Annotated in this window: 23 protein-coding genes and 4 pseudogenes; 7 read left to right on the top strand and 20 right to left on the bottom strand. The window is 61.0% G+C overall.

What is annotated here, in order from left to right:
* Nucleotides 1-53: 53 nt before the first annotated feature.
* Both NKI97_RS12135 and NKI97_RS12130 read right to left on the bottom strand, forming a co-directional pair.
* Nucleotides 54-359, bottom strand: a complete 306-nt coding sequence (locus NKI97_RS12135) for a hypothetical protein (protein WP_352834243.1) — start codon at nucleotides 357-359, stop codon at nucleotides 54-56.
* Nucleotides 356-835 (bottom strand): annotated as a pseudogene (locus tag NKI97_RS12130) (IS1 family transposase); the annotation flags it as partial. The gene NKI97_RS12135 and the pseudogene NKI97_RS12130, both read right to left, overlap by 4 nt.
* A 533-nt stretch (nucleotides 836-1,368) precedes the next feature.
* Between NKI97_RS12130 and NKI97_RS12125 the strand changes: the two are divergent.
* A complete protein-coding gene (locus NKI97_RS12125) occupies nucleotides 1,369-1,782 on the top strand; it encodes a hypothetical protein (protein ID WP_352834240.1) in 414 nt (137 codons plus the stop codon).
* Between the two features lie 90 nt (nucleotides 1,783-1,872).
* Here NKI97_RS12125 and NKI97_RS12120 read toward each other — a convergent pair whose 3' ends face one another.
* The 9 genes and pseudogenes from NKI97_RS12120 to NKI97_RS12080 all read right to left on the bottom strand — a co-directional run bounded on the left by NKI97_RS12120 (nucleotide 1,873) and on the right by NKI97_RS12080 (nucleotide 8,515).
* Nucleotides 1,873-2,424, bottom strand: coding sequence for a hypothetical protein (locus tag NKI97_RS12120; RefSeq protein ID WP_352834237.1), 552 nt, complete (start codon nucleotides 2,422-2,424; stop codon nucleotides 1,873-1,875).
* A gap of 1,129 nt (nucleotides 2,425-3,553) precedes the next feature.
* Nucleotides 3,554-3,688 (bottom strand): hypothetical protein, encoded by a 135-nt coding sequence (locus NKI97_RS12115; RefSeq protein ID WP_352747914.1) that lies wholly within the window; start codon nucleotides 3,686-3,688, stop codon nucleotides 3,554-3,556.
* A gap of 370 nt (nucleotides 3,689-4,058) precedes the next feature.
* A pseudogene (locus NKI97_RS12110) lies at nucleotides 4,059-4,187 on the bottom strand (DUF736 family protein); the annotation flags it as partial.
* A 358-nt stretch (nucleotides 4,188-4,545) separates the two neighbouring features.
* The gene (locus NKI97_RS12105) at nucleotides 4,546-4,872 is read right to left on the bottom strand and encodes an antibiotic biosynthesis monooxygenase family protein (protein WP_352747838.1); all 327 of its coding nucleotides are present in this window, start codon (nucleotides 4,870-4,872) and stop codon (nucleotides 4,546-4,548) included.
* An 8-nt stretch (nucleotides 4,873-4,880) separates the two neighbouring features.
* Nucleotides 4,881-5,273 (bottom strand): 4a-hydroxytetrahydrobiopterin dehydratase, encoded by a 393-nt coding sequence (locus NKI97_RS12100; RefSeq protein ID WP_352834234.1) that lies wholly within the window; start codon nucleotides 5,271-5,273, stop codon nucleotides 4,881-4,883.
* A 49-nt stretch (nucleotides 5,274-5,322) separates the two neighbouring features.
* A pseudogene (locus NKI97_RS12095) lies at nucleotides 5,323-5,397 on the bottom strand (NADH-quinone oxidoreductase subunit D-related protein); the annotation flags it as partial.
* Between the two features lie 42 nt (nucleotides 5,398-5,439).
* A complete protein-coding gene (gene groL, locus NKI97_RS12090) occupies nucleotides 5,440-7,083 on the bottom strand; it encodes a chaperonin GroEL (protein WP_352449980.1) in 1,644 nt (547 codons plus the stop codon).
* A gap of 50 nt (nucleotides 7,084-7,133) precedes the next feature.
* Entirely contained in the window at nucleotides 7,134-7,448 is a 315-nt protein-coding gene (gene groES / locus NKI97_RS12085) for a co-chaperone GroES (protein WP_352449981.1), read from the bottom strand.
* 629 nt (nucleotides 7,449-8,077) lie between these two features.
* Nucleotides 8,078-8,515: a hypothetical protein gene (locus NKI97_RS12080; RefSeq protein ID WP_352449982.1), complete on the bottom strand. Its 438-nt coding sequence runs from the start codon at nucleotides 8,513-8,515 to the stop codon at nucleotides 8,078-8,080.
* Between the two features lie 411 nt (nucleotides 8,516-8,926).
* Between NKI97_RS12080 and NKI97_RS12075 the strand changes: the two genes are divergently transcribed.
* From NKI97_RS12075 to NKI97_RS12050, 6 genes are all read left to right on the top strand, one after another.
* A complete protein-coding gene (locus NKI97_RS12075; protein WP_352834231.1) occupies nucleotides 8,927-9,301 on the top strand; it encodes a DUF1488 family protein in 375 nt (124 codons plus the stop codon).
* Between the two features lie 50 nt (nucleotides 9,302-9,351).
* Entirely contained in the window at nucleotides 9,352-9,537 is a 186-nt protein-coding gene (locus NKI97_RS12070; RefSeq protein WP_023676578.1) for a DUF3606 domain-containing protein, read from the top strand.
* Nucleotides 9,538-9,908: 371 nt separating this feature from the next.
* A complete protein-coding gene (locus tag NKI97_RS12065; RefSeq protein ID WP_031211739.1) occupies nucleotides 9,909-10,565 on the top strand; it encodes an ABC transporter ATP-binding protein in 657 nt (218 codons plus the stop codon).
* Nucleotides 10,565-12,973, top strand: coding sequence for an ABC transporter permease (locus tag NKI97_RS12060; RefSeq protein WP_352450127.1), 2,409 nt, complete (start codon nucleotides 10,565-10,567; stop codon nucleotides 12,971-12,973). Before NKI97_RS12065 ends, NKI97_RS12060 begins: the two co-directional genes overlap by 1 nt.
* The gene (locus NKI97_RS12055) at nucleotides 12,963-14,018 is read left to right on the top strand and encodes a lipocalin-like domain-containing protein (RefSeq protein WP_352449983.1); all 1,056 of its coding nucleotides are present in this window, start codon (nucleotides 12,963-12,965) and stop codon (nucleotides 14,016-14,018) included. Before NKI97_RS12060 ends, NKI97_RS12055 begins: the two co-directional genes overlap by 11 nt.
* Nucleotides 14,019-15,043: 1,025 nt before the next feature.
* The gene (locus NKI97_RS12050) at nucleotides 15,044-15,304 is read left to right on the top strand and encodes a pyocin activator PrtN family protein (RefSeq protein ID WP_352449984.1); all 261 of its coding nucleotides are present in this window, start codon (nucleotides 15,044-15,046) and stop codon (nucleotides 15,302-15,304) included.
* Nucleotides 15,305-15,988: 684 nt separating this feature from the next.
* Here NKI97_RS12050 and NKI97_RS12045 read toward each other — a convergent pair.
* The 9 genes and pseudogenes from NKI97_RS12045 to NKI97_RS11995 all read right to left on the bottom strand — a co-directional run bounded on the left by NKI97_RS12045 (nucleotide 15,989) and on the right by NKI97_RS11995 (nucleotide 24,964).
* The gene (locus NKI97_RS12045) at nucleotides 15,989-16,216 is read right to left on the bottom strand and encodes a transposase domain-containing protein (RefSeq protein ID WP_502901478.1); all 228 of its coding nucleotides are present in this window, start codon (nucleotides 16,214-16,216) and stop codon (nucleotides 15,989-15,991) included.
* A gap of 762 nt (nucleotides 16,217-16,978) precedes the next feature.
* Nucleotides 16,979-17,471 (bottom strand): annotated as a pseudogene (locus NKI97_RS35485) (IS66 family transposase); the annotation flags it as partial.
* Nucleotides 17,472-17,777: 306 nt separating this feature from the next.
* A complete protein-coding gene (locus tag NKI97_RS12025) occupies nucleotides 17,778-18,827 on the bottom strand; it encodes a Gfo/Idh/MocA family protein (RefSeq protein ID WP_352449985.1) in 1,050 nt (349 codons plus the stop codon).
* A 208-nt stretch (nucleotides 18,828-19,035) separates the two neighbouring features.
* On the bottom strand, nucleotides 19,036-20,040 hold the full coding sequence (locus tag NKI97_RS12020) for a substrate-binding domain-containing protein (RefSeq protein ID WP_352834227.1): 1,005 nt from the start codon (nucleotides 20,038-20,040) through the stop codon (nucleotides 19,036-19,038).
* Between the two features lie 58 nt (nucleotides 20,041-20,098).
* Nucleotides 20,099-21,199, bottom strand: a complete 1,101-nt coding sequence (locus tag NKI97_RS12015) for an ABC transporter permease (protein ID WP_156937342.1) — start codon at nucleotides 21,197-21,199, stop codon at nucleotides 20,099-20,101.
* Nucleotides 21,192-21,932 (bottom strand): ATP-binding cassette domain-containing protein, encoded by a 741-nt coding sequence (locus NKI97_RS12010; RefSeq protein ID WP_352449986.1) that lies wholly within the window; start codon nucleotides 21,930-21,932, stop codon nucleotides 21,192-21,194. Before NKI97_RS12010 ends, NKI97_RS12015 begins: the two co-directional genes overlap by 8 nt.
* Nucleotides 21,933-22,069: 137 nt before the next feature.
* Complete coding sequence (locus NKI97_RS12005) at nucleotides 22,070-23,194, bottom strand: Gfo/Idh/MocA family protein (protein ID WP_352449987.1); 1,125 nt, start codon at nucleotides 23,192-23,194, stop codon at nucleotides 22,070-22,072.
* Complete coding sequence (locus NKI97_RS12000) at nucleotides 23,184-24,149, bottom strand: hydroxyacid dehydrogenase (RefSeq protein ID WP_352834224.1); 966 nt, start codon at nucleotides 24,147-24,149, stop codon at nucleotides 23,184-23,186. The genes NKI97_RS12005 and NKI97_RS12000 overlap by 11 nt, the downstream gene beginning before the upstream one ends.
* Entirely contained in the window at nucleotides 24,149-24,964 is an 816-nt protein-coding gene (locus NKI97_RS11995) for an HpcH/HpaI aldolase family protein (RefSeq protein WP_352449989.1), read from the bottom strand. Before NKI97_RS11995 ends, NKI97_RS12000 begins: the two co-directional genes overlap by 1 nt.

The following is a 24,964-nucleotide window of genomic DNA, read 5'->3' as shown; positions in this document are numbered from 1 at the left end:
GCCTTCAAGGCAAGCGCAAAGGTGGTAGTGGGTCAGTTTGAAATCGACCCCTCTTAATTTTCAACCACCATACCTTCGTCGTCGCTATAGATGAAAAATTCAACCACTTTTGGGAAGCGCTCTCGATCAATAGAAATGCCCATAAAACCGTCGCCCCTCAGGTGTAGGGTGACTTCCCTCTCTGTGATGGAAACCCGCTCGATGAGTTTCTCATGCGCTTCCGGTAGGCGCGCGATAACCTCTGTATTTACGGCAAATCCGGCCCCATCAGAAAGTATGATGCTAATGCAGTAGCCGGGATCGCCGCTCTCGATGCTCTTAATCGACTTGCCAACTAGCCTCTCAGCAAAGGTCCTCATGGCTCCGCTCGTTTTTTATATAAGCCGCGCACCATTGGTTTTTCAGCTTCCTTAGCTTCGATCAGCGCAACGATGTTTGCGATCTCCCAAAGCTTGCCGGTCACGCCAGCGGCCATTGCCGGGGTCACGCGTAGTGAAGCATGGATACGCACAAAATTGTAGTACATGAAGTGCAAAGCGACCGCGTTTGCGTGAGCTTCAACCTTCTTGGAAAAGCCATTAGTCAGACGCGTGAAGCGGCGCATATGCATCCGCATCGTGAGGTTCTGGCCCTCTGCAAATGACGTGCTGATGTGCTTGATGTCTGGGTTGCCTTCGATCCGCTCTTTCCGCGCACCAGTGCATTCGGCGGGGCTATAGCGGCCCTTGGCGCTGTCCAGCGAGGTGCCATAGAGCTTGATCAGCATGGCGTAGTCGATGTCGCCGCCGAAGGCACCTTCAACAGCCTCTAGATAAGCCCTATGGCCGTCGCTGGTTCCGCTTTCGAATTTGATGGTGCGGTCGAGATGCAACACTGCACCGGTTCCCATGTTGATTTTAAAGCGTTTTTTCCGGGATTTCGTAGCGGTTTGTATCACAGTTTGTATCTCAAGTTGTATCGCTCAATGCGGAACCGATTTCGGCCTCTTGATAGCTCAATTTCGAAGCTTGCCGTATCGCCCACACGCTAAGGGTGACACATGCGAGGCCAGTCTCAACGAAACCTATCCCCACGCGGGGTCCCGTAGTCATCGGAACCCGGTCCCTCGCCGTTTCTTCAGAGCTTTCGCGTGAAGGTCAGTGACGGCCGCACGGGCGATAATTCTGTGTTGCAGTGGACGATCAATCAAAGGCGCTCCCAATGGCATCCCTCAGATCAGCCGAGGGGCTCTTGGGTGTCTAAAAAATACCTCTCCTACGCTCACGGCTCCTAAAAATTTCCCTGTGGATATTCCCACTATGATGATGCGGTGTCGTATTCGCTTGGCTGTGGCTGAGTAGAAGTAAGCAACTTGGGCTCGGGGGAATCATGAACAAGTTGCTTGTTGGTGCGGCATTGCTTGCCGCCGGCGTCTTTGGCGTCGATACATATTTTGTTTCCTATATTAGAAGCTCCGTAGGGATGGCGGCTTTTGCGCAGGAGGCGCAAGCGACTTCGCCAGATGCTGGCGCGAGCGGCGGCTTCGGCAATAGCGGGGCCGCTATGGGCAGCGGCGGCTCATCGGATCAGCCGAGTGCGGGGGATGAGCCCGCTTCCGGTAGCGCACCGGTGACCGAGAGTCCGGACGCGGCGGCCACGGTCGGCACCGAACCGGCCGCGGTCGGCACGACAGATCAGTCGACCGACACGGAAGCTGCACCCGAGGAGCCGGCCGCGGCGGCTGCCGCCGCGACGGCGATCACGACCACCACAAGCGGCGATGCCGAGGCGATCGCAAGCTGATCTACGACCAGGCGCCGTTCTCCAGCGCCTCACGTCTGACCGCCGTCAGCCGCTACGGCACCGATGCCACCATCGCTGCCGACGGCAGCATCACCGGCGGCACCGCAAAGCCGCCTCCGGTGCGACGATGAAGCGGAACTGATGCCGGTCGCCGCGGCCGCGCTCGACGAAGGCCTTGCCGTCGGCCTCGTCCTCGAAGGCCGAGTACACCTTTCCCTTCTCGCCGTCCCTGGTGACGCCGTCGCGCTGGAGATAGCGCAGATGCGCATCGACGGCCTTGCTGGTCGTCACGAACTTTTGGCCGCGCCCGCTCGCCTTCCCTCGCCCCGGCAGCTTGACGACGCGTGCCTTCACCACGACGCGGCGCGAGCGAAACCGGACCCCGCTCTCGTCCTGCCGCCAGCCGCCGCTGGCCTTTGGCAAATCTGCCGCCAGCTTGCCGCCTCGGCCGCGCGCGTTGAATCGGCCACTCCCCTTCCCGGCACGGCTGCTTGCGCCGATGCGATTGGGATTGCCGCCTTGCTTGCGGATGGCGATCTCGACCTGGCGCACAAAGGGCAGCGTGCGCGCATTGACCGGCGCGCTGCTGCGCTGCATCCGGCCAGTGCGAACCTGGAATTTGTCGCTGTCACGATCTGCCATGACGACAGCATCGGGAGATGGATTTGGTGCTTCAAGATGGCCGGAGCGCAGAGCGTGCTACGGCGCGCAAAGACTTGCTGCGGCGAAGAATGGCGGATCGCACATCGCTGCGGCACCTAAACTTTCCTGTTCAGATCAGTGGGATAACGGACCAACCAGCACCCTTCGCACCTCGCGCCGTGCCGCTCGGTGTCCGCACGCGCCGGAAAAAACAATGTGCAGACAGACGCTTACGAGCGAAGCGAGGGCGAGCGCCAGCTCGCTTTATCTTGCCGTCCCTCCCGTCCCGCCCCCTCCTGAAACAACCCTCCCACCGCAATTCCCGCAACGCAACAAGCCGAAATGCATTCGACCAGGAATGCCACTGTCAACGTGATGCTGTAGAAGGGCGCTGGACAAACAGGCTATCTGCGGCGGGTCTCGCAGCCGGACACACAAGCTATCCGGCCGAGGCTCGACCGCAGTTAAGTCAACTACGGCAACGTTCGTCGGCGACCGACTGTTGGGCGAACGAATCGCCGCGAACACTGCCTCTGCCGCAACATTCGCGTCAACGGTCGCTACGCATTGCAACGTCATTCCGGATATCGCCCGTGCGCGAAAACCGGCGAATGGAGGACGCTCGCCTCGCCCGCTCCCTGCCGAGAGCGCGTCGGAATGGAAACCGCACCATTGATCAGCGATGCGCGCAGCTTCCCGGAAACCATGGATCAGCGGATAAGATCGTGCTGCTGGAGCGCGCCCGCCATTCACCATGCGTGGGAGGTTCCGCGCAAATAGCCGACGCCGGGGTGAGCCAAGCATGCAGACATCATTGTCATGGTGCTGCGGACGACAGTGCATGCACCCCTATCCTGACGCACAGGCAGTCTGCCGCCGTGCTCGCTTCAAGGGCAAGGCTTCGTCGGCCGACCTGCTTGCCGCAAATTGCGTCGCGATGAGCGTCCGCAGCCATTGGCAAGCGTCCCGCCGCCCTTGACCTTCGCTACGCACGCCAGCCGCCTGACGGGAGATCGGGTCGGAGTGTTTAACCAGCGCCCGAGTTGACGCGAAAGGCTCGCTGAGGCGCAATAGGAGCATCCGATCAGCCTCGCTCGTCGCGCTCCGAGAGCCGGCTCCAGTGCAGGCCCTAAGCACTTTTCTCGGCATCGGATTGGAACAGAGTTGCGCGGATCGGGTTGCACGAAGGATGAATCGTCGATGCATACGGAGAGAGGGCGACAGCCTTCTCGCCGGTGCGATCCCACGCCGCACCGATCTCCATGTCTTTGTAGAGAACGCGGTGGTCTGGCATATTTTGGCATTCGATTTCTCGGCGGGCAGGATGGCAAGCTTCCCGTCGAGCGCCAGGGTTGAGATGTTGCCGAAGAAGCCGTCGTCGTTGCAGGTGAAGGTTCCGATCTGGGCCATTCCGTTGCACCTTTCATAAGCGTTGACGAAGTTTACTGCGAGCCGTCACGGCTCGCCGGAGAGCGTTGTGAACAACCCCAATGGCAGTTAAGTCGCCGGTGAGGAAGGCGCGCAAGGCACCTGCCAAAGTGTAACGTGCCGCATCTGACAGAGGTGCCAAGCAGTGGCGAACCTGAATATGGCGAAGCTCCGCCTTGCGGCTGGGCTTCGTGTTATAGGTCGGATCACTCTGCGGCGCGGCGAGACCCGATGAGCGAGAACGCGCCCTCGGTGTCGGTCTCGACCGGGCTCGCAGATATCGGAGCGGAGAAGCTTGGATCGTCGAGCTTGACGGGGTAGTCGCGTCCCTCGCTCGAGGTCTTCTTCTATGCTGCCCCGAACTCGGTGTTATGCAGTGCGCCACGTAAGTTCGATGCGGAGTGAGGTGCCTTTGGCCCTTTTGGCCGATCCAATAACTCGATCCTTGTCTGGCACTTGCTTCTCCTCGCCCGGTGAAATCGAAATTTGTCCGGGACAATGGAACCGTGGACCCGAATGGCGCTGTCTTTCTTGATTGCCGTCAAATGTGGAACATCGACGTAGTGCATTGCGGATCGGCCCCCCAGGCCCGCCGGAGAGCACTGGTGCATGGAGGGGCCGTTGGTGCATGTAAATTCACCAGCTCATGTCGGCTGTCTCGACCCGGCGGTTCAGGTCACCTGAACAGCACGCCTACTGACCACTATCTATCACCTGGGCTACCTCGTACAGATTGGGATCGATCTCGTCCGTCAACTGATCGAAGTGACCCCACTCCTTGCGGAATTCCGGCGATTGATGAGCCGATCGCAAGAGATCGCGATTCTGCCATTGGACGTAGTTGACGATGCGCCGCCCGTCGAGGCTGCGATGCAGGCTGATTGAGATGAAGCCAGGCTGGCGCGCCATAAAGCGCGCTCGCTCGGTCACGACGGACAATGCCTCGGCCTGCTTGTCCGGTTCAGAATCGACGATGGTGATTTGGGTGACGGGCTGATCGTCGGTTCGGATGTGTGGCATAAACGACCTCACTTGATTGGCAATGGATTTGCCGTGTCACCGTTGGCGGTCGAGGGGCCCCCCGAGCGATCGAGCATCCGATCGATCTTGCTCGCCATGATGAAATCGTTCTCGTGCAGTCCTTTGATCTTCTTGGTGCTCAGGGACACCGTCACATAACCCCAGCCGAAGCTGATGTCGGGGTGATGGCCCTCGCTTTCGGCGAGCGCACCGATCTCCTGAACAAGGGTGAGCGCGTCCCGGAAATTGCGGCATCGAACGCTCCGCTGGATGCGGTGGGCATCGTCACCCAGCTCCCAATCAGGAGCCTGTGCCTGGAAGCGTTGGGCTTCATCACGCGTGAGCGGCGGGACGCCGCCGCGACAAGGCGTACATGTTTTCTCGGCAAGAGTGTCGGTCATGTTCTTCTCCAAGACCATTTTTAGCAGCAAAAACGACAGCGACGAGCGCCTATCGATCGATCTCCCCGAACACGATGTCGAGCGAGCCGATGATCGCCAAGATATCGGCTCGCATGTGCCCGCGTGCTGGGCCTTCCGTCGTCCTGGCTATAGTTTCAGGCGCCGCTCAGTAGTCCATTCCGCCCATTCCGCCCATACCTCCTGCGCCACCCATAGCGGACGCATCCTTCTGCGGAATGTCCGCGATCATTGCTTCAGCGGTGATCAGGAGCGCGGCAATCGAGCCGGCATCCTGCAGGGCCGTCCGAACGACCTTGGCGGGGTCGACGATACCGGCCTTGATCATGTCGACGTAGATCTCGTTCTGGGCATCAAAACCCTGATTGTGATCCTTGCTGTCGGCGAGCTTGCCGACGACGATCGAGCCCTCGACGCCGGAATTCTCGGCAATCTGGCGGATCGGCGCTTCAAGTGCTCTCAGCACAATCGAAATACCTGCCGTCATGTCAGCATTCGCGCCAGTAAGCTCAGTCAAAGCTGCCTTGGCGCGCAAAAGCGCAACACCGCCGCCGGCAACGATGCCTTCTTCCACGGCTGCACGAGTGGCGTTCAGCGCATCATCGATGCGGTCCTTCTTTTCCTTGACTTCCGTCTCGGTCGCGCCGCCGACGCGAATGACAGCAACGCCGCCAGCCAGCTTCGCCAGCCGCTCCTGGAGTTTCTCCTTGTCGTAATCCGAGGTCGTTTCCTCGATCTGCAACTTGATCTGCTGGACGCGCGCCTGGATGGTGGCTTTCTCGCCGGCGCCGTCGATGATCGTCGTCGTATCCTTCTCTATGAGCACGCGCTTAGCCCGCCCGAGCATGTCGATGGTGACGTTCTCGAGTTTGATGCCGAGATCCTCGGAAATCATCTGGCCGGCGGTGAGCACGGCAATGTCTTCCAGCATCGCCTTGCGCCGGTCACCGAAGCCTGGCGCCTTGACGGCCGCGACCTTGAGGCCGCCGCGCAGCTTGTTGACGACCAGCGTCGCCAGCGCCTCGCCTTCGACGTCTTCCGAGATGATCAGCAGCGGCTTACCGCTTTGAACCACAGCTTCGAGGATCGGCAGCAACGCCTGCAAGTTGCCGAGCTTCTTCTCATGGATGAGAACGTAAGGGTCCTCCAGCTCCGCGCGCATCTTCTCGGCATTGGTGACGAAATAGGGCGAGAGATAGCCGCGGTCGAACTGCATGCCTTCGACGACATCGAGTTCGGTTTCGGCTGTCTTGGCTTCTTCGACGGTGATCACGCCCTCATTGCCGACCTTGTTCATCGCCTTGGCGATCATGGCGCCGACCGACGCGTCGCCATTGGCGGCGATCGTACCAACCTGGGCGATCTCGTCCGAAGATTTGACTTTCCTGGCCCTGGTTTGAATGTCCTTCACCACAGCAGCCACAGCAAGGTCGATGCCGCGCTTGAGATCCATTGGGTTCATGCCCGCGGCAACGAATTTGGCACCTTCGCGCAGGATGGAAGCGGCCAGCACCGTGGCTGTCGTCGTGCCGTCGCCGGCAAGGTCGTTGGTCTTCGAGGCCACTTCGCGCACCATCTGGGCGCCCATGTTCTCGAACTTGTCGGCAAGCTCGATTTCCTTGGCGACGGCGACACCATCCTTGGTGATGCGCGGCGCGCCATAGGCCTTGTCGATGACGACATTGCGGCCTTTGGGGCCGAGCGTCACCTTGACGGCGTTGTTCAGAATTTCGACGCCGCGAAGCATCCGGTTGCGGGCATCGGTAGCGAATTTGATTTCCTTGGCAGACATGATTTTACGTCCAGTTCAGTCTTGAAATTGCGGGATCGGAAATCGCCCGGTCAGGCGGCTTTCTTGGCCGCTTTGGTCTTCTCGACGATGCCCAAAATGTCGCTCTCCTTCATGATCAGGAGGTCCTCGCCATCGATCTTGACCTCGGTGCCGGACCATTTGCCGAACAGGATGAGATCGCCGGCCTTGACGTCGAGCGGGATCAGCTTGCCGCTCTCGTTACGCGAGCCCGGGCCGACGGCGATCACTTCGCCTTCCTGAGGCTTTTCCTTGGCGGTGTCGGGAATAATGATCCCGCCCTTGGATTTGGTATCGCCTTCCGCGCGCCGAATGACGACGCGGTCGTGGAGTGGTCGGAATTTCATTGGGGTTCTTTCTGCCGCCGCACATAGAGCGACTGCAACACTTAACATAGCCCCTTTGGCACTCGAATGATAGGAGTGCCAAATTTTTAATTCCTCAACCGAAAATATTTGAAATGTAAATCAGTCGTTGTTACCGGCGCTTTTGGCCGTCCGAAAGGCGGAGCCATAAGCAATTTTATTGTAATTCATCCCTCTTACTTTTGCCGACAACAGACTATATTAACCCGCAATTACGCACCAAACCTATTGAGCCTTGATTGAATGTTTATATACAGTTCGCGAAAATTTGGCACGATTTGGCTTTCCCGGTCCCGATCGACATAGGTCCGCGACCTTCGACCAACCATGAAGCACCGAATTTTCGACGGCGAATGTATAGCGCTTATCCGGCGCGCATGTCGCTCTGTTCGAGCCTTTGAACCACGGCGCTGACCACGGATGTACTGGCAGCATTGGGATCTTTCCGGTTCGGATGGAAAAGATGCAGGAGGGGCGTCGGCGTGCTCCTGCGGAAAGCCGCACCCCCTCATGCAACGCAGCCTCCCCGCGTGGGGAGCGGTTGCCTGCGCTACGGCGGCGGCTTTCCATGCGAGCCGCTTCAAAAATGATGCTGCGAAACGGCGCTGGCTTTATCCGACGAACGCCTCACGCATCCGAGCGAACATGCCGGGCTGTCTCCCGGCAATCGCCGCACGGATGTGACGGGCGGCCGTTGCGGCGGTCACCGTCGCGCCGAAATGGCAATAGCAGATGATCTCATGCAATTGCCTGTCGGTCAGTTCGAAGAACCGCTTCGCTTCGCCGTAGTTGTCGTTTTCCAACCCGGCGGCGCGGAGGACAGGATCCTCGAAAGCGACTGAGATCGGCGAGCCGTCGCCGCGCATGGCCCCGCGTGCTCTAACCGGCTGATACTCGGTCTGGTGCAGCGTCGAGAGGCGCCGGTCAGGGTTCCGTTCAAGGAGCTCCGCCCAGTGTTCAAGACGCTCGCTGCGCGACATGGCCTGGCGCGGGTAGGCCTGATCGATCTCGGCGACGATCTGCAGTTGCTCGATCGTCTGGTGTTTCATTTTGGCCTCCTATTCGGACGATAGTTGGTCCACCCATATCCTTCTTATGCCTGCGGCCAGCGTGACTCCAACCGATCGTGAAGTCCAATCACGATGATGCTGGGAGGGCTTCCCCCACGAAAATGCGGAGGCTTCGCAAAGATCCGGCCATTAATTTGGCGAACGCGGTCAAATGCGCGGCTGTTCGACGATGTCGGTCTGGAGTCCGTGCCGATCGAGGTGATCGACGGGCAGAGTCTGTGCTGGAGTAGCCCGGCTCCATCGCTGGCCGGGCAGCGGGATCAAGCGAGTGGCAGTTTAGCTTCGAAACCGCCGTAATTCTGAACGCGCACAATGCGAAGAGACGCAAGGCCGCGAGCCTGCAACAGACGTTCGCTACGCGGTTCTTGACGGCTTGAGGTATGTTCAACCTTGGCGCTGACTTTTCCGAACCGAAGCCGCAGCTACGACGAGGCCGGACAATACCTCCATTTTCTCGGCTACGATGGCATGTTTGAAATGCCGTTCTTGATTGAGATTGAAGCGCTCGCGAACGCAAAACCGGAAGCAGCCACAGCCGAAGCGGGTTATTTGGCGACCTTCGATGCATCAAGGGACTCCATTCGTGATGTCGCGCGGAAAGCTTCCTCCCACGGCCGCAAGTACGTGTACCAGCCCAGAAGACCTCGACGCTTCGAACGGCGGACGAGCAAAGCGTTCCCCGTAAGGGATCGGCTTATCCCTGCGACCGCGGAGTTGTGCGGTTTCGACATGGTTGGCGACTACGTCCTTGTCCCCGTCGATTAGAGGATTATCCTTGACATGTTTGGGCGAGGCGATCGCCCATGGAGGTTGTCATGGCAGACGACAAGTCAAAGCGTGGTCCGCAAGACAGAGCACGGGTCGACGGTGGCGAAGACTATGAAGTCGGGTACCTCATGAAGAAGCACCATCTCGAACGGGCTGATGCCCTCAGGCTGGTAAAAAAGTATGGAAACAACCGCGCAAAGATCGAAGAGGAACTCTTTGCCCGAAAGGTTTGATCGCGTATTCCCGTGAGGCTGGCATAGAGCCGAGCACGCCTGAGTGTGACCAGGCTGCAGGCATAATCATGGCGCTTTTCGGCAACGGCATCGGCACTGCTGAGGAATTGAAGGCAGCGCTCCAGTTCCGTTTGGAGAGTGAGTTGCGACGGCACGGTCAACGCCTATCCCGCCTAGCTGAGAACCGCTCTAGATCGTAATTGTACATCGAATTCCAAGTGGAGGTCGCGTTAGATGCAAAACGCGAGCCTCTGAAGAAAACCATTGTCCAATTAAGGCAGTGGGTTTGGAGGCTGTATGAAAGGGGTCGTTGTTTGGCGCTATTTCACTGGCATGCCGTGTCAGAAGCACGCGGGCCTCCGGGGAGTAACATGCTGCTGAGGCTGGACCAGATCGACAAATTCTACCCCACTGGCGAAGGGCCGTTGCATGTTCTGCACGGGATCGATCTTTCGCTGGAGGCGGGCAAGAGCCTTGCGCTGACCGGCGAGTCTGGCAGCGGCAAGAGCACGCTTTTGCACCTCGTTGCAGGGCTCGACAGCCCTGATGCGGGAGAAATCCACCTTGGCGGTACCAATATTGTGGGGCTGAACGATACGGCCCTTGCCGCCCTGCGGCGGGGAACAGTCGGACTTGTGTTCCAGCAGTTCAACCTGATCCCTTCGCTTGATGTGGCAGCCAACCTTGCCTTTCAGGCTCGACTTGCCGGCCGTCCTGATCCGGCGTGGCTGAAGGTCCTTGCTGAACGGCTGGGCCTGGCCAAGGTCCTAACGCGCTACCCTGAACAGCTGTCGAGTGGGCAACAACAGCGGGTGGCGATTGGGCGGACCCTAGCCGTTCGGCCCCGGCTGGTTTTGGCCGATGAGCCCACGGGCAATCTCGATGAGGCAACAGGGGACGCTGTACTCGATCTTATGCTGTCGCTGGTGGCTGAAACGGGTGCCGCCCTGTTAATGGTTACCCATTCCAACCGTCTGGCAAACCGGCTGAACGCCCACGTTCACCTGCACGCGGGACGGCTGGCTTGATGGTGTGGACCGGGTTGTCAGCGCTCTTGTCGCATTGGCGCAGGCGGCCTGTCCAACTGGCGATGCTGCTTTTGGGGCTATCGCTGGCAACGGCGTTGTGGTCAGCGATTCAGGCGATCAACGGTGAGGCGCGGGCGAGCTATGACCGTGCAGCGGCGATCCTTGGGCAGGACCGGCTCGCGCAACTGGTGCGTGAGGACGGGACCCGGATGGATCAACAGGTGTTTGTGAGACTGCGGCGAGCAGGCTGGCTGGCTTCGCCGGTGATTGAAGGTGAAATGCGGTTTGGGGATGTGCGGTTGCGCGTCCTCGGCATTGACCCACTGACTTTGCCGCCGCAGGCGCAGCAGGTGGATGTTGCAGTGGGTGATGAGCTATTGCCGTTCATCACGGCGCCCGGGGTGCTCTATGCAACTCCGGAAACCGCGGCACGACTAACCGAGCAAGCAACACCTCCCGTGCGCGTGGCCGAGGGTTTGCCGCCTGGCACAGTCCTCACCGACATCGGGCAGGCGCAGGTCTTGCTTGGGGCAAAGGACAAGATCTCTCGTCTTTTGCTCTGGCCGGACCAACCGATTGGCCGTGCCCCTCTAGAGGTGACAGCCCCCGGCCTGACCCTGCGCGAGCCGAGTGAAACGGGGGATCTTGCCAGGCTGACCGACAGTTTTCACCTGAACCTGACGGCTTTCGGTTTTCTTGCCTTTGCGGTGGGGCTCTTCATCGTGCATTCCGCCATCGGTCTGGCTTTTGAACAGCGCCGCCCGGTGTTTCGCACGCTGCGCGCACTGGGCTTGCCGGCCCGCGTGCTGGTCCTTTTGCTGATCGCCGAGCTGCTGATCTTCGCCCTCCTCGCGGGATTGGTGGGCGTGGCACTTGGCTATGTAGTCGCCTCGGCCCTTTTGCCCGACGTCGCCGCCACCCTGCGCGGACTTTACGGGGTCGATGTGCCGGGAACGCTGTCGATCCGCCCCGCAGTGTGGGCAGCGGGGCTGGCGATCGCGGTAATCGGCACGCTGGTAGCGGCCGCACAAAGCCTCTGGCGGCTATGGCACCTGCCGCTGCTTGCGCCGGCCCAGCCTCGGGCCTGGGCGCGGGCTTCAGAGCGGGCCCTGCGCGCGCAAGGCGTGGCTGCGATGGTGCTCCTGTTGACGGCGGCGGGAATTGCACACTTCGGATCCGGCCTCGAGGCGGGCTTTGCGCTTCTGGCGGCACTGCTGATGGGGGCGGCACTGGCGCTGCCGCTCGTGCTGACGGGGATATTGCACCTTGGCGGCCGCTTGGCGCGTGGACCATTGGCTGAATGGTTTTGGGCCGACACGCGTCAACAGCTTCCCGGCCTGTCATTGGCGCTAATGGCACTGCTGCTTGCGCTGGCCGTCAATGTGGGCGTCAGCACGATGGTGTCGAGCTTTCGGCTGACCTTCACCGGCTGGCTCGATCAGCGTCTCGCCTCAGAGCTTTACGTGACCGCCCGCACCGAAGCAGAGGCCACGGCGATACGCGACTGGCTGGCCCAGCGCAGCGACGCGGTCCTGCCGATCTGGAGCATTGAGGGCCGGGTCGCAGGCCAGCCCGCGGCAATATACGGCGTGGCCGATCATGGCACCTATCGCGACAACTGGCCGATCCTCTCTGCAGTGCCGGGGGTGTGGGACCGGATCGCCACAGGCGACGGCGCCCTGATCAACGAACAACTGGCGCGGCGCCAGGAGTTGGGCTTAGGGGACCAGATCACGCTGCCCGGTGGCTGGCGGGCCAGCATCGTCGGCGTCTATGCCGACTATGGCAACCCGATCGGCCAAGTGATCATCGGGATCGACACACTGCTCCAGCACTATCCTGACGTCTCCCGCCTGCGCTATGCCATTCGGATTGCCCCCGGCAAGGCCGAAGCACTGGCTGCGGGTTTGCGGGCGGAATTCGGGCTGCCCGCGCAGAACGTGATTGACCAGGCCGGGATCAAGGTCTTTTCGCTCAAAGTGTTTGAGCGCACATTCAGAGTGACAGCCGCGCTGAATGTGCTGACGCTGGGAGTCGCGGGGCTGGCGATGTTTGCGAGCCTCATGACCCTGTCGGGGATGCGCCTACCGCAACTGGCGCCGGTCTGGGCCATGGGTCTGCCCCGCCGCCACCTCGTATGGCTGGAGCTTTGGCGCGGCTTGTTGTTGGCAGCCTTGACCATGCTGGCCGCTCTGCCTGTAGGTATCGGGCTCGCCTTTGTTCTAATGGCGGTGGTGAATGTGGAGGCTTTTGGCTGGCGTCTGCCGATGCACCTTTTTCCCGGTGACTGGGCGCGGCTGGCGGCGCTCGCGTTGCTGGCGGCCGGACTTGCAGCCGCCGTGCCTGCCTGGCGGCTGGCGCGTCTTTCGCCATCGGATTTGCTGAAGGTATTTGCACATGAGCGTTAGAGCATTGCTGATCTACATGAGCTTGGCCGCACCTGCCTTTGGCCAGGGTTTTGCTGGGCTTGGCACAGAGGCTGACGGGTTTTCAGTGCCGCAGCCGGGGACTGCATTCAACTTTCCGGCAGACCACGGCCCGCACCCCGGTTACCGGATCGAATGGTGGTATTTGACGGCCAACCTGCAAGCTGCGGATGGAGCGGACTATGGCGTGCAATGGACTCTTTTCCGATCCGCCCTGGCCCCGGTGGAGCGGTCCGGCTGGTCCAGTCCGCAGCTTTGGATGGGCCATGCCGGGCTGACGACGCGAACGCACCAATTCGTGGCCGAACGGCTGGCACGGGGCGGCATCGGCCAGGCGGGGGTTTCGGCTGCACCCTTTGCGGCCTGGATTGACAACTGGCAGATGGCAGGTCGGGCCCTGCCAGAGGCGGATGCGCTGTCGGCGCTCGATCTGCACGCGGCGGGACAGGCGTTTTCCTACGAACTGGCACTGGACGCCAAAGGCCCTCTGGTGCCGCAGGGAGTGCAGGGCTACTCGGTGAAATCCGAGAAGGGGCAGGCGAGCTATTACTACTCGCAACCATTCTACCACGTGACCGGTACACTGACCCTTCCGGCGGGCGTGATCGCGGTGTCCGGTCAGGCGTGGTTGGACCACGAATGGTCCTCGCAGCCGCTGGCTGAGGATCAGACCGGGTGGGACTGGTTCTCCTTGCATTTCGACGGCGGCGAAAAGATGATGGGCTTTCGCCTGCGCGACGGAGGCGCGGGCTTTACATCGGCCACATGGATCAAGGCCGACGGCAGGCCGCAGCCGCAGGCCCCCGGCGCGCTAAGGGTGACGCCGCTCGAAACGGCGGCAGTCGCGGGACGTAGCGTGCCGATCCGCTGGAGGGTGCAATTGCCGGAAAACGGAGTGGATGTGACCATCCGGACGCTAAACCCAGAAGCCTGGATGGACACACGCTCTCCCTATTGGGAAGGCCCGATCCGATTTGAGGGCACCCATGCCGGGCGCGGCTATCTCGAGATGACAGGCTATGAGTGACTGGAGGACACTGCTCAATCGCGAGATCGCGACGGTTGGCGAATTGCCGAAAATGGAGAAGGTTAGTTTCCAGCGCCCTTCCCTCTACCACCACCTCAAACCCACTATCTCAGGTAATGGCTCTGGCGATGTAGCGGTCCTGCGCCGCCACCTACCACTACATGGCCCCGAATTGCGGATCGATGTTGCGTGGCCGGAGATGGGCGCGCATCTGCGTAGTGCAGAGTTGCCGCGAGCGTGTTTTCCGATTTCTACGTCGAAGCACCACCGCTGCACGCGTCAATCTTGTCGGTGTCGATCTCCATGCCAAGCAGTCTAACACGCGAAACGGCGTCTGCCGCGGTCCACACCGGATGGTTACGCTGCACGGCGCATTCTGCCGATGATTGAGGTTCATGAAGGCCTTCCCGCAAAATATGCGCCTTAATGCCCGGCCTCACGGCCTCACGCAATCCAGACATTTTCAACTCGCCACACGAAAAAACCGCCTCGGTTAGACCGAGACGGTTATCGTACTATGACAGAAGTGGTTGCGGGGACACGCAACCACCGATACCGACATCATTAACGTGACGATTTGAGAGGTCCAGGCCAGCATTGCAGGGAGGCGACTTGGTGGGCTCGGAGGGATTCGAACTCCGCGCTTGGAAAAGCGTCCCTCTCGTCTTCACCGTGCAGGCCGCTTACTCTGGGCGGCAGAGTGCCCTTCCGCGCTTCGCCAAACCTGCCGTGGGAAAAGCCTTGCCGTTTTTTCCGGCGGGGCCTTGATCAGATCGCGACTATTAGTGATTTATGCTGGAACTGGTTGCGGAGGTTGGAGTCGGACCGATTTGCGCCGATTAAGAAGCCCGTCAGCAAACGAACTCGGTCACAGCACTGTATTGGCGGTATCCCTCTAGCGACTTGAACGCCCCGGCCGTTGCTTAGGTCGCGCCCACCCTTTTGCACGCGCCCCCTGCCCGGCCGTTGAACCCGTTGGGCGGCTTGCTAGTCTGCCAAGCTCCTAACAGGGATAGCAACCTGGAATGAACACAGCACTGCTTTTGATGGCTCAGTATGGTGGCAAGGCCATCATCCCGATCGATGAGGTCTGCCGAGACTATTTCTCCCACCTGACGCCGCCGAAGTTGGTCCGAAAGATTTCCATGGGGGAAATTGCCCTTCCGCTCGCGCGGATCGAGGACAGTCAGAAGTGTGCCAAGGGCGTCCATCTCGCCGATTTGGCCAAATACCTTGAGTTCCGGACTGAGGCTGCGAGAAAGGAAATGAGGGGTCTCACGGAGTAGCGAGGGAGCGTGAATGAGGTTTCGTTCAGCCCTCCCGTACACAGCCGCCCGCGGCTTATGGCCTGATGAGCGACGAACTGGATCAACCGTTTCAAGGCCGGTACTGCATTTGGTACAGCACCACTTCAACAAAGACGCGTAATCGACTGTCTGAACTGCATGTTTGTTGGGACTGCGTCCCATCTGATGTTGGACACGATGGTACAACTTTGCAGTATCAAACGAGGCGTTTCGCGAAATGATCCTACAGAACACGCATGTGTCCCTGCGACGAGCCGAAGCAGCGCACCGGCTGCGTGGAACACGCTGACGGGAGGGGCCTGAAAAAGGAAGATTATTAGTCGGCTGCCGAGGTCATTATGAATTCAAATGCCGTCAGCTATTTGTACAGTTCTGGCTTACTCATTGCGCCAATAACTGCCTTTTCGCCCTTCTGATAGTGATTGCAGACCCGCCTCGGCGGCGATTGCAGCCCGGTATCCGTCCAGCAGCTTGCTCCGGCCGGAATTCCGCTGAGTGTTGAATGGATCCAGGCCTGGGCCTGCAGGCGATAGGCATCGGTGAAGCGAGGACGCCAGTCCGCGGGATAGGCCGTTCCTCGCGACAGACCCGAATTGATCTCGGTGCGCAGGGGCGAAAGCAGCGAGACCGTTGCGGTGGAAGCGTAAGCGCCTCGCGGATCGCCTATGGATTTGGGCTTGACGTTTTCCGGAATCGCCAGGGCATGAGTTCCTCGATCTGGGTTTGCGGATGGCCGTTGATGATGGCGTCGAGGGTTTCGGCGAGGTAGGCGACCGGGTTGACGTCGTTGAGCCTGCAGGTGGCCACGATGGAGGCGAGCAGCGCCCAGTTGTCGAACGTAGTGCTGTGCTGCGATTGTCGACAGTGTCCCAGGAGCCTCTTAGGGACCATTGCCTCCAACGATCCGTTGCTTTCCCCACCCCAACTTGCAAAATTGTGGTAAAGTCTCGACGTTGTTATTGGCTTTGAGCGAGCGGTGTGAGGGCGCTGGAGGCTACCATGCACTTCATTAAGCTCCTGGTTGGCTCAGCAATATTGACAGCATCGGGGGCAGCGTTTGCGGCAGAGGAGGTGTCTGTCGAGAGAGGACGGCTGGTTTCCATCATCGGCAGCTGTCACGACTGCCATACTGACGGCTACAGGGAAGCCGAAGGCGCGCTCGACCCCACCAAGGCATTGAGAGGGAAAGTAATAGGTTGGCGGGGCCGTGGGGCACAACCTATGCAAGCAATCTGAGATGGAGCGCGCAAGACCTTAGCGAAGACGGGTATGTAACCTACATCAAGACACTTCGCACATTGCCGCCGATGCCTTGGTACAACGTTCGCGTCATGCCGGAGAGCGACATTCGGTCATTCTATCGATATGTGAAGTCGCTCGGTGATCCCGGCGCCTTCCTCCCGAGAACGGCGAGACCGGGGGAAGAGCCGAGGACGCCCTTCGTCACGCTGGAGCCACCGCAAATGCCGAAACCTTGTTCACGCGACCTGGACTGCGGCGTGGGCGAAGTTTGCTCGGCCGCACCAGTCCGCCAATGCGTTAAGAAGTAGGCACCCTGGGCAGCGGCCCTCTTAAGACAGCCGACCCCAATTACGCGGTAGGGCGAAACCTTAAGTTTCGGAATAGTAGCGAACGCCGCCCTCGGGCCAGACGTCAAGTCAGACCGTCAATGATAAAACTTAGGGTGAGCGCCTCGCGGATCGCCTGTGGATTTGGGCTTGACGTTTTTCGGAATCGCCAGGGCATGAGTTCCTCGATCTGGGTCTGCGGATGGCCGTTGATGATGGCGTCGAGGGTTTCGGCGAGGTAGGCGACCGGGTTGACGTCGTTGAGCCTGCAGGTGGCGATGGAGGCGAGCAGCGCCCAATTTTCGGCCCCGACTTCGTGACCTGCAAACAGGGCATTTTTTTCTGGTCAGGCATACTGGCCTGATCGCGTTTTCGACCGGGTTGGTGTCGAGTTCCAGGCGGCCATCGTCCAGGAAGCGGGTCAGGCCTTGCCAGTGGCCGAGCCCATGCCGGATGTCTTCGGCCAGGCCAGAGCCGGAGGAGATCATCGATAGCTGCTTTTCGAACCATGGTTTCAGGGCAGCGATGATGGGCGCGGAATGCTCCCGTCCGGCGGCAAGCCGGGCTTGAGGTGATGCGAGCATCCGCGCGTGATCCGCACCCATTACCCCTACGCCGATAATTCCAACGCGTATACTCAAGTTGACTTCCGTATTATTCCAATGCGTTCAGTCAAGCCAGCCGGTTGTCCGGGCTTTTCCGGCCTCGTGCGAGTCGGCGGCCGCCTGGATGAATTTCACCCAGCGCAGCCCGTCGAGCACGTTCGGAAACAAGATCGTGACTGCCTCCGCATGAACGGTTGCACGGTACAACGCGGTACGCGATGCCGTTTCGTGAGACGCTTCTCGCAATGAATCCTGGCCGGCTCCGCGGGCGAAAGCGCGTCAGAGAAGCAGCCGCTGGTCCGTTGTAGGCAAGATGCGGATCATATCCGCAGTAGGATGAACCTGCCGTGCCGGCGTGTCTATCTTCTGAGGCTGACCGGTGCTGGCGGCGCGCTCAATGGCAAGCAGGGCGCGCACGTCGGCAAATCCTTCTCCACCGTCGGCTTCAGGCGGTTGTGCATTCAGGATGCAGTCGGAGAAATACGCGGTCTGTCCGGCGAAATGGTCTGTCTGCGGGAACGTCTTTTCGGTTCTGATGTCGCCATGCCGAAGCTTCATTTGCACGGCAGTCTCGAAACGGAAGCCAGGGTCGGCCGTTACGCTCCCCTTCGTTCCGGCCACGTGGTAAAAATCCGAATTGTCCGCGCCGAAGCTGGCAATGAACTGTGCAAGCCGGCCCTCGGGGAAGCGCAACGTCACGGCAATGCTTTCCTCTACCTCCCCGACTGAGGCGCTGCCGAAACTCCTTACCGCGACTGCCTCGATCGGCTCAGTGGCAAAGATATGGCGCGCGGCATTCAGGCAGTAGACGCCGATGTCCTGCAAGGGACCGCCCCAATAGGCGGCCTTGAGGCGGTGATTGTCGGACGACGCTACGAAGGAGAAGACCGCGGCAAAGATGCGGGGATCGCCGATCTCACCGCTGCGGATGCGCTCCAGGACCTCGACAGTGCCGGGCTCGTTGTGCAGCCGATACGCCGTCATCAGGTACGCTCCGCTCTCATTGGCGGCGGCGATCATCGCCTCGCATTCCGCCTCGGTCGTGGCCAGCGGCTTCTCAACGAGCGCGTGCTTGCCGGCTCTCAGGGCTCGGATCGCATAGTCGGCATGCATGGAGTTCGGCAATGCCACGTAAACTGCATCGGCGACGTCCGATGCGAGCATCTGGTCGTACTGCTCATAGCTGAAGACGTGTTCCACGCCGTAGAATTCGGCGAGCTTGGCGGCGTTTTTGGCCGAGCCGCTGACGATCGCCGTGATTGTCGAGTTTCCGGTCTGGGACACACCGGGCATAAAGGCTTCCTGTGTGATCCAGCCCGCGCCCACCACGGCATATCGTATCTTTCTCAATTGCTCCTCCCGAATGGGATCACTCCCGGCACTCGTCTAAAAATGGTCACGCCGTGGCCAGCGGAGCGTCTCTGAGGCCTGACGGCAGCGGTCGATTTGCCAGTCGCTCGATGGGTCTGTTGTCGCCTCTCAGGGGCAAAGGCGGGCAAGAGTCATCCCTCGCCCGCCGCAGAGTTGCGCCCCCCGCCTACTTTCCGATGCAGGTGTCGGCGGTTTCGGGGGTGCAGACGTCGAGACCGGTGTAGGTCGGGTCGGCCGGCGCGGGCTTGCCGTCCTTGATGTCCTTCAGCGCCAGCATGGTCTTGTAGCCCATTTCGAACGGCCGCTGTCCGACCTGGCCGAGCGACAGGCCTTCCTTCATCTGGTCCATCTGCACCGGCAGCGTGTCGGCGACGACCAGAGCCAGCTCCTTCTTGGCGATCTTATCCTTGTACGGCTCGACCGCAGCGCGATTCGCATCCGGTATGAATTGCGGAAAGCCGCCTGTCGGCACGAAGGCGTCGAGGTTTGGCGTCTTCGCCATGAAGTCCTGGAACTGCTGAACCGACAGAGGGAAGTCGTCGTTGGTATAGAGAGGGCAGCCCGGTGCTTCCGTCCAGCCGTTCTGGCCGGTCAGGGCATCACCTGGCGAGGCGGCCGACTCCTTGCCGGCCAGCGTATCGCGTATACCCTTCATGCGCTCATTGTGGTTGGCCGCGGCAGCTCCGCCCGACTGGATACAGATGGTGCCACCTTTCGGCTTGATGGTCTGCACGATCTTGGCGAGGTTGACGCCAATTTCGTAATTGTGCGTGCCGATATAGGCGACACGCAGGTCCTTGTTCTCCGGTAGCACATCCGAGTCCCAGGTAAGCACGGGAATGCCCGATTCCTTGGCGGCCTGAAGCGCGACGGCCATTGCCGCGGCGTTCGACGGGGCGACGGCGATGCCGTCGACCTTCTTGGCCACCAGGTCCTGCACGATCTGCACCTGCTCCTCGCCGCCGCCATGCTCGCCGGGGCCGATATACATGCATTCGATCGCGCCGCTGGATTCGGCTTCGGCCTTCTTGCAGCCGTCACGAGCCTGGTCGAAGAAAGGATTGTTCATGTTCTTCGGCACAAGGGCGAAGACGTATTTCTGCTGGGCATAGGCCTGCCCTGCCATCAGCGCGGAAAACGCCACGGCCGCCGTCAGAATGTATTTTTTCACCTGTTCCTCCACTTTGTTTTGACGTCCACTATCCCCGACGGCTTGCGGCCGCCGGATTCTATTTGCGCTTCCAGGTAAACATACCCTCCAGCGTCGCCCGCAGCGACTTGCCCGAGGTCTGCATGCCGAGAAGCACGGCAAGAATGATGAAGGCCCCGACAAAGGCGCCCTGCCAGTTCGAATCGATCCCGGCCATCAGCAGCGCGTTGCGGATGACCTCGAGGAAGGCCGAACCGATCACAGCGCCAAACGCGGTTCCGTAGCCGCCCATCAGGCTGGCCCCCCCGATGACGGTGCCGGCGATCACCCTCAACTCGTAGCCGGTTCCCATCGCGTTGATGGCCGAGCCGCTGTAGCCGAGCAGCAGCAGGGACGCGATCGATGCGGTAAATGCGCAGAAGACATAGGCCTGGAATTTGATCCAGTCGACGGGGACGCCGGTCATCCGCGAGGCGTTCTCGTTGCCGCCGATCGCGAAGAGGTGGCGCGCCCAGGCGGTGAAAATGAAGACGGAGCCGACGATGAGCGCGAGGATCACCATCACCCAGAACTGCGAGGACAGTTCCGGGATCCAATGAGGCACCCAGCCGTCAGGCGTGTGCCTCGGCCATTTGGCCTGGCCGATGGCCTTGACGATCGGCGCATCGGGTCCGAACTGGTAAAGCATCTGGTTGCCGGACAGCACGACCGCCAGCGAGCGCGCGATCGACAGCATGCCTAGCGTCACCACGAAGGACGGCATGCCGATATAGGCCACGAAGAAACCGTTAAAGGCTCCGCAGGCGATGCCTGCGAGCAGACCCGCGCCAAACGCCACATACCAAGGCTGGTGCCAAGTGAGCAGCAGGCCGGCGACGATCGCGACCAGCCCCATCACCGAGCCGACCGACAGATCGATGCCGCCGGTGATCAGCACCACCGTCATGCCCAGCCCCATGATGGCGATAGGTGCAAAATTGCGGGTGGTGTTGGTAACGTTGTCGACCGTGCCGAAGCTGGGCTCCAGCCACGTCATGAAGACCACCAACACGAAAAGCGCGATCGCGACCCAGAAGGCCTGGCTGGCGATCATCTTCTGGAAAACGCTCTGCTCTATTATGCCGACCACATCACCGATGGACGCATGGCCTTCCTTCAGCATGTCGCTCTGGCTATGCATCACGGATCGCTCCCGTAATTAGGCCGGTGATCTCCTCCGGCGATGTCTTCTCCGTCGCCTTGTCGGCCACTTTCGAGCCGCGTCTCAGCACGATGATGCGGTCGCAGACCGCGAACACATCGGGCATGCGGTGGCTGATCAGCATTACCGACACATTTTGCGATTTGAGCCGCCGGATCAGCTCCAGCACCTCGGCTACCTGGCGGACCGAAATCGCCGCGGTCGGCTCATCCATCAGCACGAGCTTGGAGTTGGATAGCCGGGTGCGGGCAATGGCGACCGCCTGCCGCTGGCCGCCTGACATTTTTTTGACCAGATCGCGCGGCCGCGTCTCCGACTTCAGCTCCGCGAACAGTTTTGCCGAGCGGTTGATCATCGCCTGCTTGTCGAGCACGCGGAGCGGCCAAAACCCCTTCTTAATCTCGCGGCCGAGAAAGACATTTTGGGCGGCCGTCAGATTGTCGGCCAAGGCCAGATCTTGATAGACGACCTCGATCCCTTCGCCCCGTGCCTCGATCGGCTTGTGGAAATGGCAGACCTTGCCGTCCACCGCGATTTCGCCGTCGGAGGGTGGGAAGTTCCCCGCAATCAGCTTCACCATGGTCGATTTCCCGGCACCGTTGTCGCCCATCAGGCCAACCACCTCGCCGGCAGCAACCGCGAAGCTAACATCTGACAAGGCGCGGATAGCACCAAAGCTTTTCGAGACGCTTCGTACGTCCAGCACAGACACATTCTCCTCCCTGTGCGACGTCGACTTGAGCACTCAGCCGACGTACCTCTCTCCGGCTGCAATCTATATTGCAAAATGTACAAACATGCAACGTTTATTTCAGACGCATGCGGGGCGGCGACCAACTCTCCCTCGCATCAGTCTGTTCGCAGCCACTTGCTCTCCCGGGCCGAGCCCTGAATTGCCTCCACGAGTTCCTGGATGCGTTGGCCGGCCCGGAAGCCGAAAGGCTCGTCTCGCTTCCCGGCGATCGCATCGACGAACCGCGCAATCTCGATAGCCTTCAGATCGTTGAAGCCGAGCTGATGGCCTGGTGCGACGCAGAAGAGTCCATAGGGATCGTGATCCGGACCGGCCTCGATGCGCCGAAAGCCACGCCGGCCGCCGGGATCGGCCGTGCTGTAGAAATGCAGCTCGTTGAAGCGCTCCTGGCTGAAGACGAGCGCCCCCTTGGTGCCATAAACCTCGAAATCGTGCTGCATCTTGCGGCCGGTGGCGACCCAGCTCGCTTCGATGCTGCCGGATGCACCATTGGCAAAACGCAGAAATGCGCGACCGATGTCGTCGACCTCGATGGTCCGGCGCCCGCCTCGGCCATCCGGACGGCTCGCTATGACGGTGACGGAATCGCCGAGGACCCGTTCCACCGAGCCAAGCAGAAACTCCGCCGTGGCCAGAGCATGGCTGCCCAGATCCGCCAATGCGCCACCGCCGACAGGATCGTGCCGGAAGGTAAATGGGCTTTCCGCATCCGCCATGTAGTCCTCGGCGTGAATGCCGCGATAGCTGCGGATCTCGCCCAACTCGCCCGCGCGGATCATCTGCCGCGCCAGCGCGAGCAGCGGGTTGCAGAGATAATTGAACCCGACCTGCGTCCTGACGCCGGCCGCTTCCGCCGCCTCGGCCATCCGTCGGGCATCCGCCGCAAGGGGCGCCAGCGGCTTCTCGCAATAGACGTGCTTGCCGGCGGCAATGGCGGCGAGCGCCATCTCCTTGTGGAAGCAGTTCGGCGCCGTGATATCGATCATATCGATCTCCGGGTCCTCGACCAGACGCCTCCAGTCCCCGCTCGCCCGCGCGAACCCCAAGGCCTGCGCCGCCTGCGCGGCGAGGTCCTCGGTTCTGTCCGCAACCGTGTGGAGCACCAGTTCGTAGGGAAGATCGAAGACACGTTGTGCGGCAGCAAAGCCGAACACATGGGTCTTGCCCATGAAGCCGGTGCCGATCAGGCCGATTCTGAGTTGAGGTTTTTCACCGGCCATTCAACTCGGCTCCGTTTACCACCAGCGCTGAGTCGATCCGCCCGGCGAAAAAATCGAGCACGTTCTGCACGGACGAGATTGCCATGCGCTCGCCGCACTCGGCGGTGAGCCCGGCAATGTGCGGCGTCAGAATCACCTGGTCGAAGCCGAAGAGCGGATGGTCCGCGGCGGGTGGTTCATCGTCGAAGACGTCGATACCGGCCGCTGCGATGCGCCCCGCTAGCAGCGCCGCGATCAGCGCCGCCTCGTCGACGATGCCGCCCCGCGCTGTGTTGATGAGAACAGCAGTCGGTTTCATCGCCGAGAGTTCCACGGGGCCGATCACCGGGCGCTCGGCCTTGGGTACGTTGACGGAGATCGCATCGGCCCAGGCGAGTCCCGTTTGCAAATCGCTCACCGGCGCGACCGGCCCCTCCGGCCAGCCTTGCCTCTCAAGGAATGGATCATAGGCACGCACGTCCATGCCGAATGCCGCCGCCATGCGCGCCAGGTGGCGGCCGATCCGGCCGAACCCGAGGATCAGAAGCCGCTTGCCCGAGAGTTCGCTTGGCTCCAGCCGGTTGCGCCAACCCCATTCGTTACCGCGCACCGAACGATCCGCTCGGATCAGCCGCTTGGTTGCCGCCAGCAACAGCATCATGGCGTGCTCGGCCACCGACACCGAGTTCACATCGCCGACGACCGCGAGAGCGATCCCGCGCCGATTTAGGGAGGATAGATCGACAGCGTCGTAGCCGACGCCATGGCGCGAGACGATCTTCAACCTCTCGGCGCGTGCGACGGTCGGAGCCGACAAGGGCTGGGTGCGAATGACGAGGCCATCGGCCTTGCCGATCAGAGGTGCGTAGCTTGGTTCGGAGACATCTTCGACATAGTCGTAGGTGACGCCGGGCGACCCATCGAGAAGTTCGATGCCGCTCGGATGAAGCTTTCCGGCGACCAGGACGTGGGGCATCAATAGCCTCCCTTGCCGGCTTCGGCCGGGACGGCTTTCGCACCCGTCAATTCGCGGAAGCGAGCGACACTTGCCTGCGCGGCGGAGGCAAGCAGTCGGGAGTCACCCGAGACGGTTGTCATCTCGAAACCCCATTCGACGGCACGTGCGGCGTAGTCGGCCGTGCCGCAATGGAGCGCGGCGCGTTTGCCGTTCTTCTTGCAGGCCGCAACGATCGTCCGCAGAGCGGCGATCATGTCAGGCTCCTCGCGATCGAAGGACGGCGCGAGACGCCCCTGGTGCAGGCTGAAGGTCAGGTCTGCGGGACCGACATAGATGCCGTCGAGCCCTGGCGTTGCGGCGATCGCATCGAGATTGCGCATCGCCTCGGCGGTCTCGACCATGGCGAAAGCCAGGATCTCGTCATTGGCCTCGGCCGCGTAGTTGGCACCCGCCGAGAAGTTGGCACGCGTCGGCCCAAAACTGCGCTGGCCGGCCGGCGGATAGCGCAGGTAGCTGACGAGCTGAGCCGCCTGTTCCGGCGTGTTGATCATGGGACAGATCACGCCATAGGCGCCGGCATCCAGCACCTTCATGATGATGCCCGGCTCCAGCCACGGCACGCGCGCCATGGGCACCACCCTGGATGCACGCATCGCCTGGAACATCGGAAGCAGCATCGAATAGTCGAGCGCGCCGTGCTGGACATCGATGCTCACGCTGTCATAGCCCTGCGCGGCCATGATCTCGGCGGTGAATGGATTGCCGATCGAAAGCCAGCCATTGATCGTGGGCCGCCCTTCGGCCCAGATCTGCTTGAGCTCGTTCTTGATCAA

This window comes from Mesorhizobium sp. M0296 (assembly GCF_040321675.1).
Taxonomy (GTDB): domain Bacteria; phylum Pseudomonadota; class Alphaproteobacteria; order Rhizobiales; family Rhizobiaceae; genus Mesorhizobium.
The sequence above is the reverse complement of the archived record's forward strand: the minus strand, read 5'-3'. Positions and strand labels throughout refer to the sequence as shown.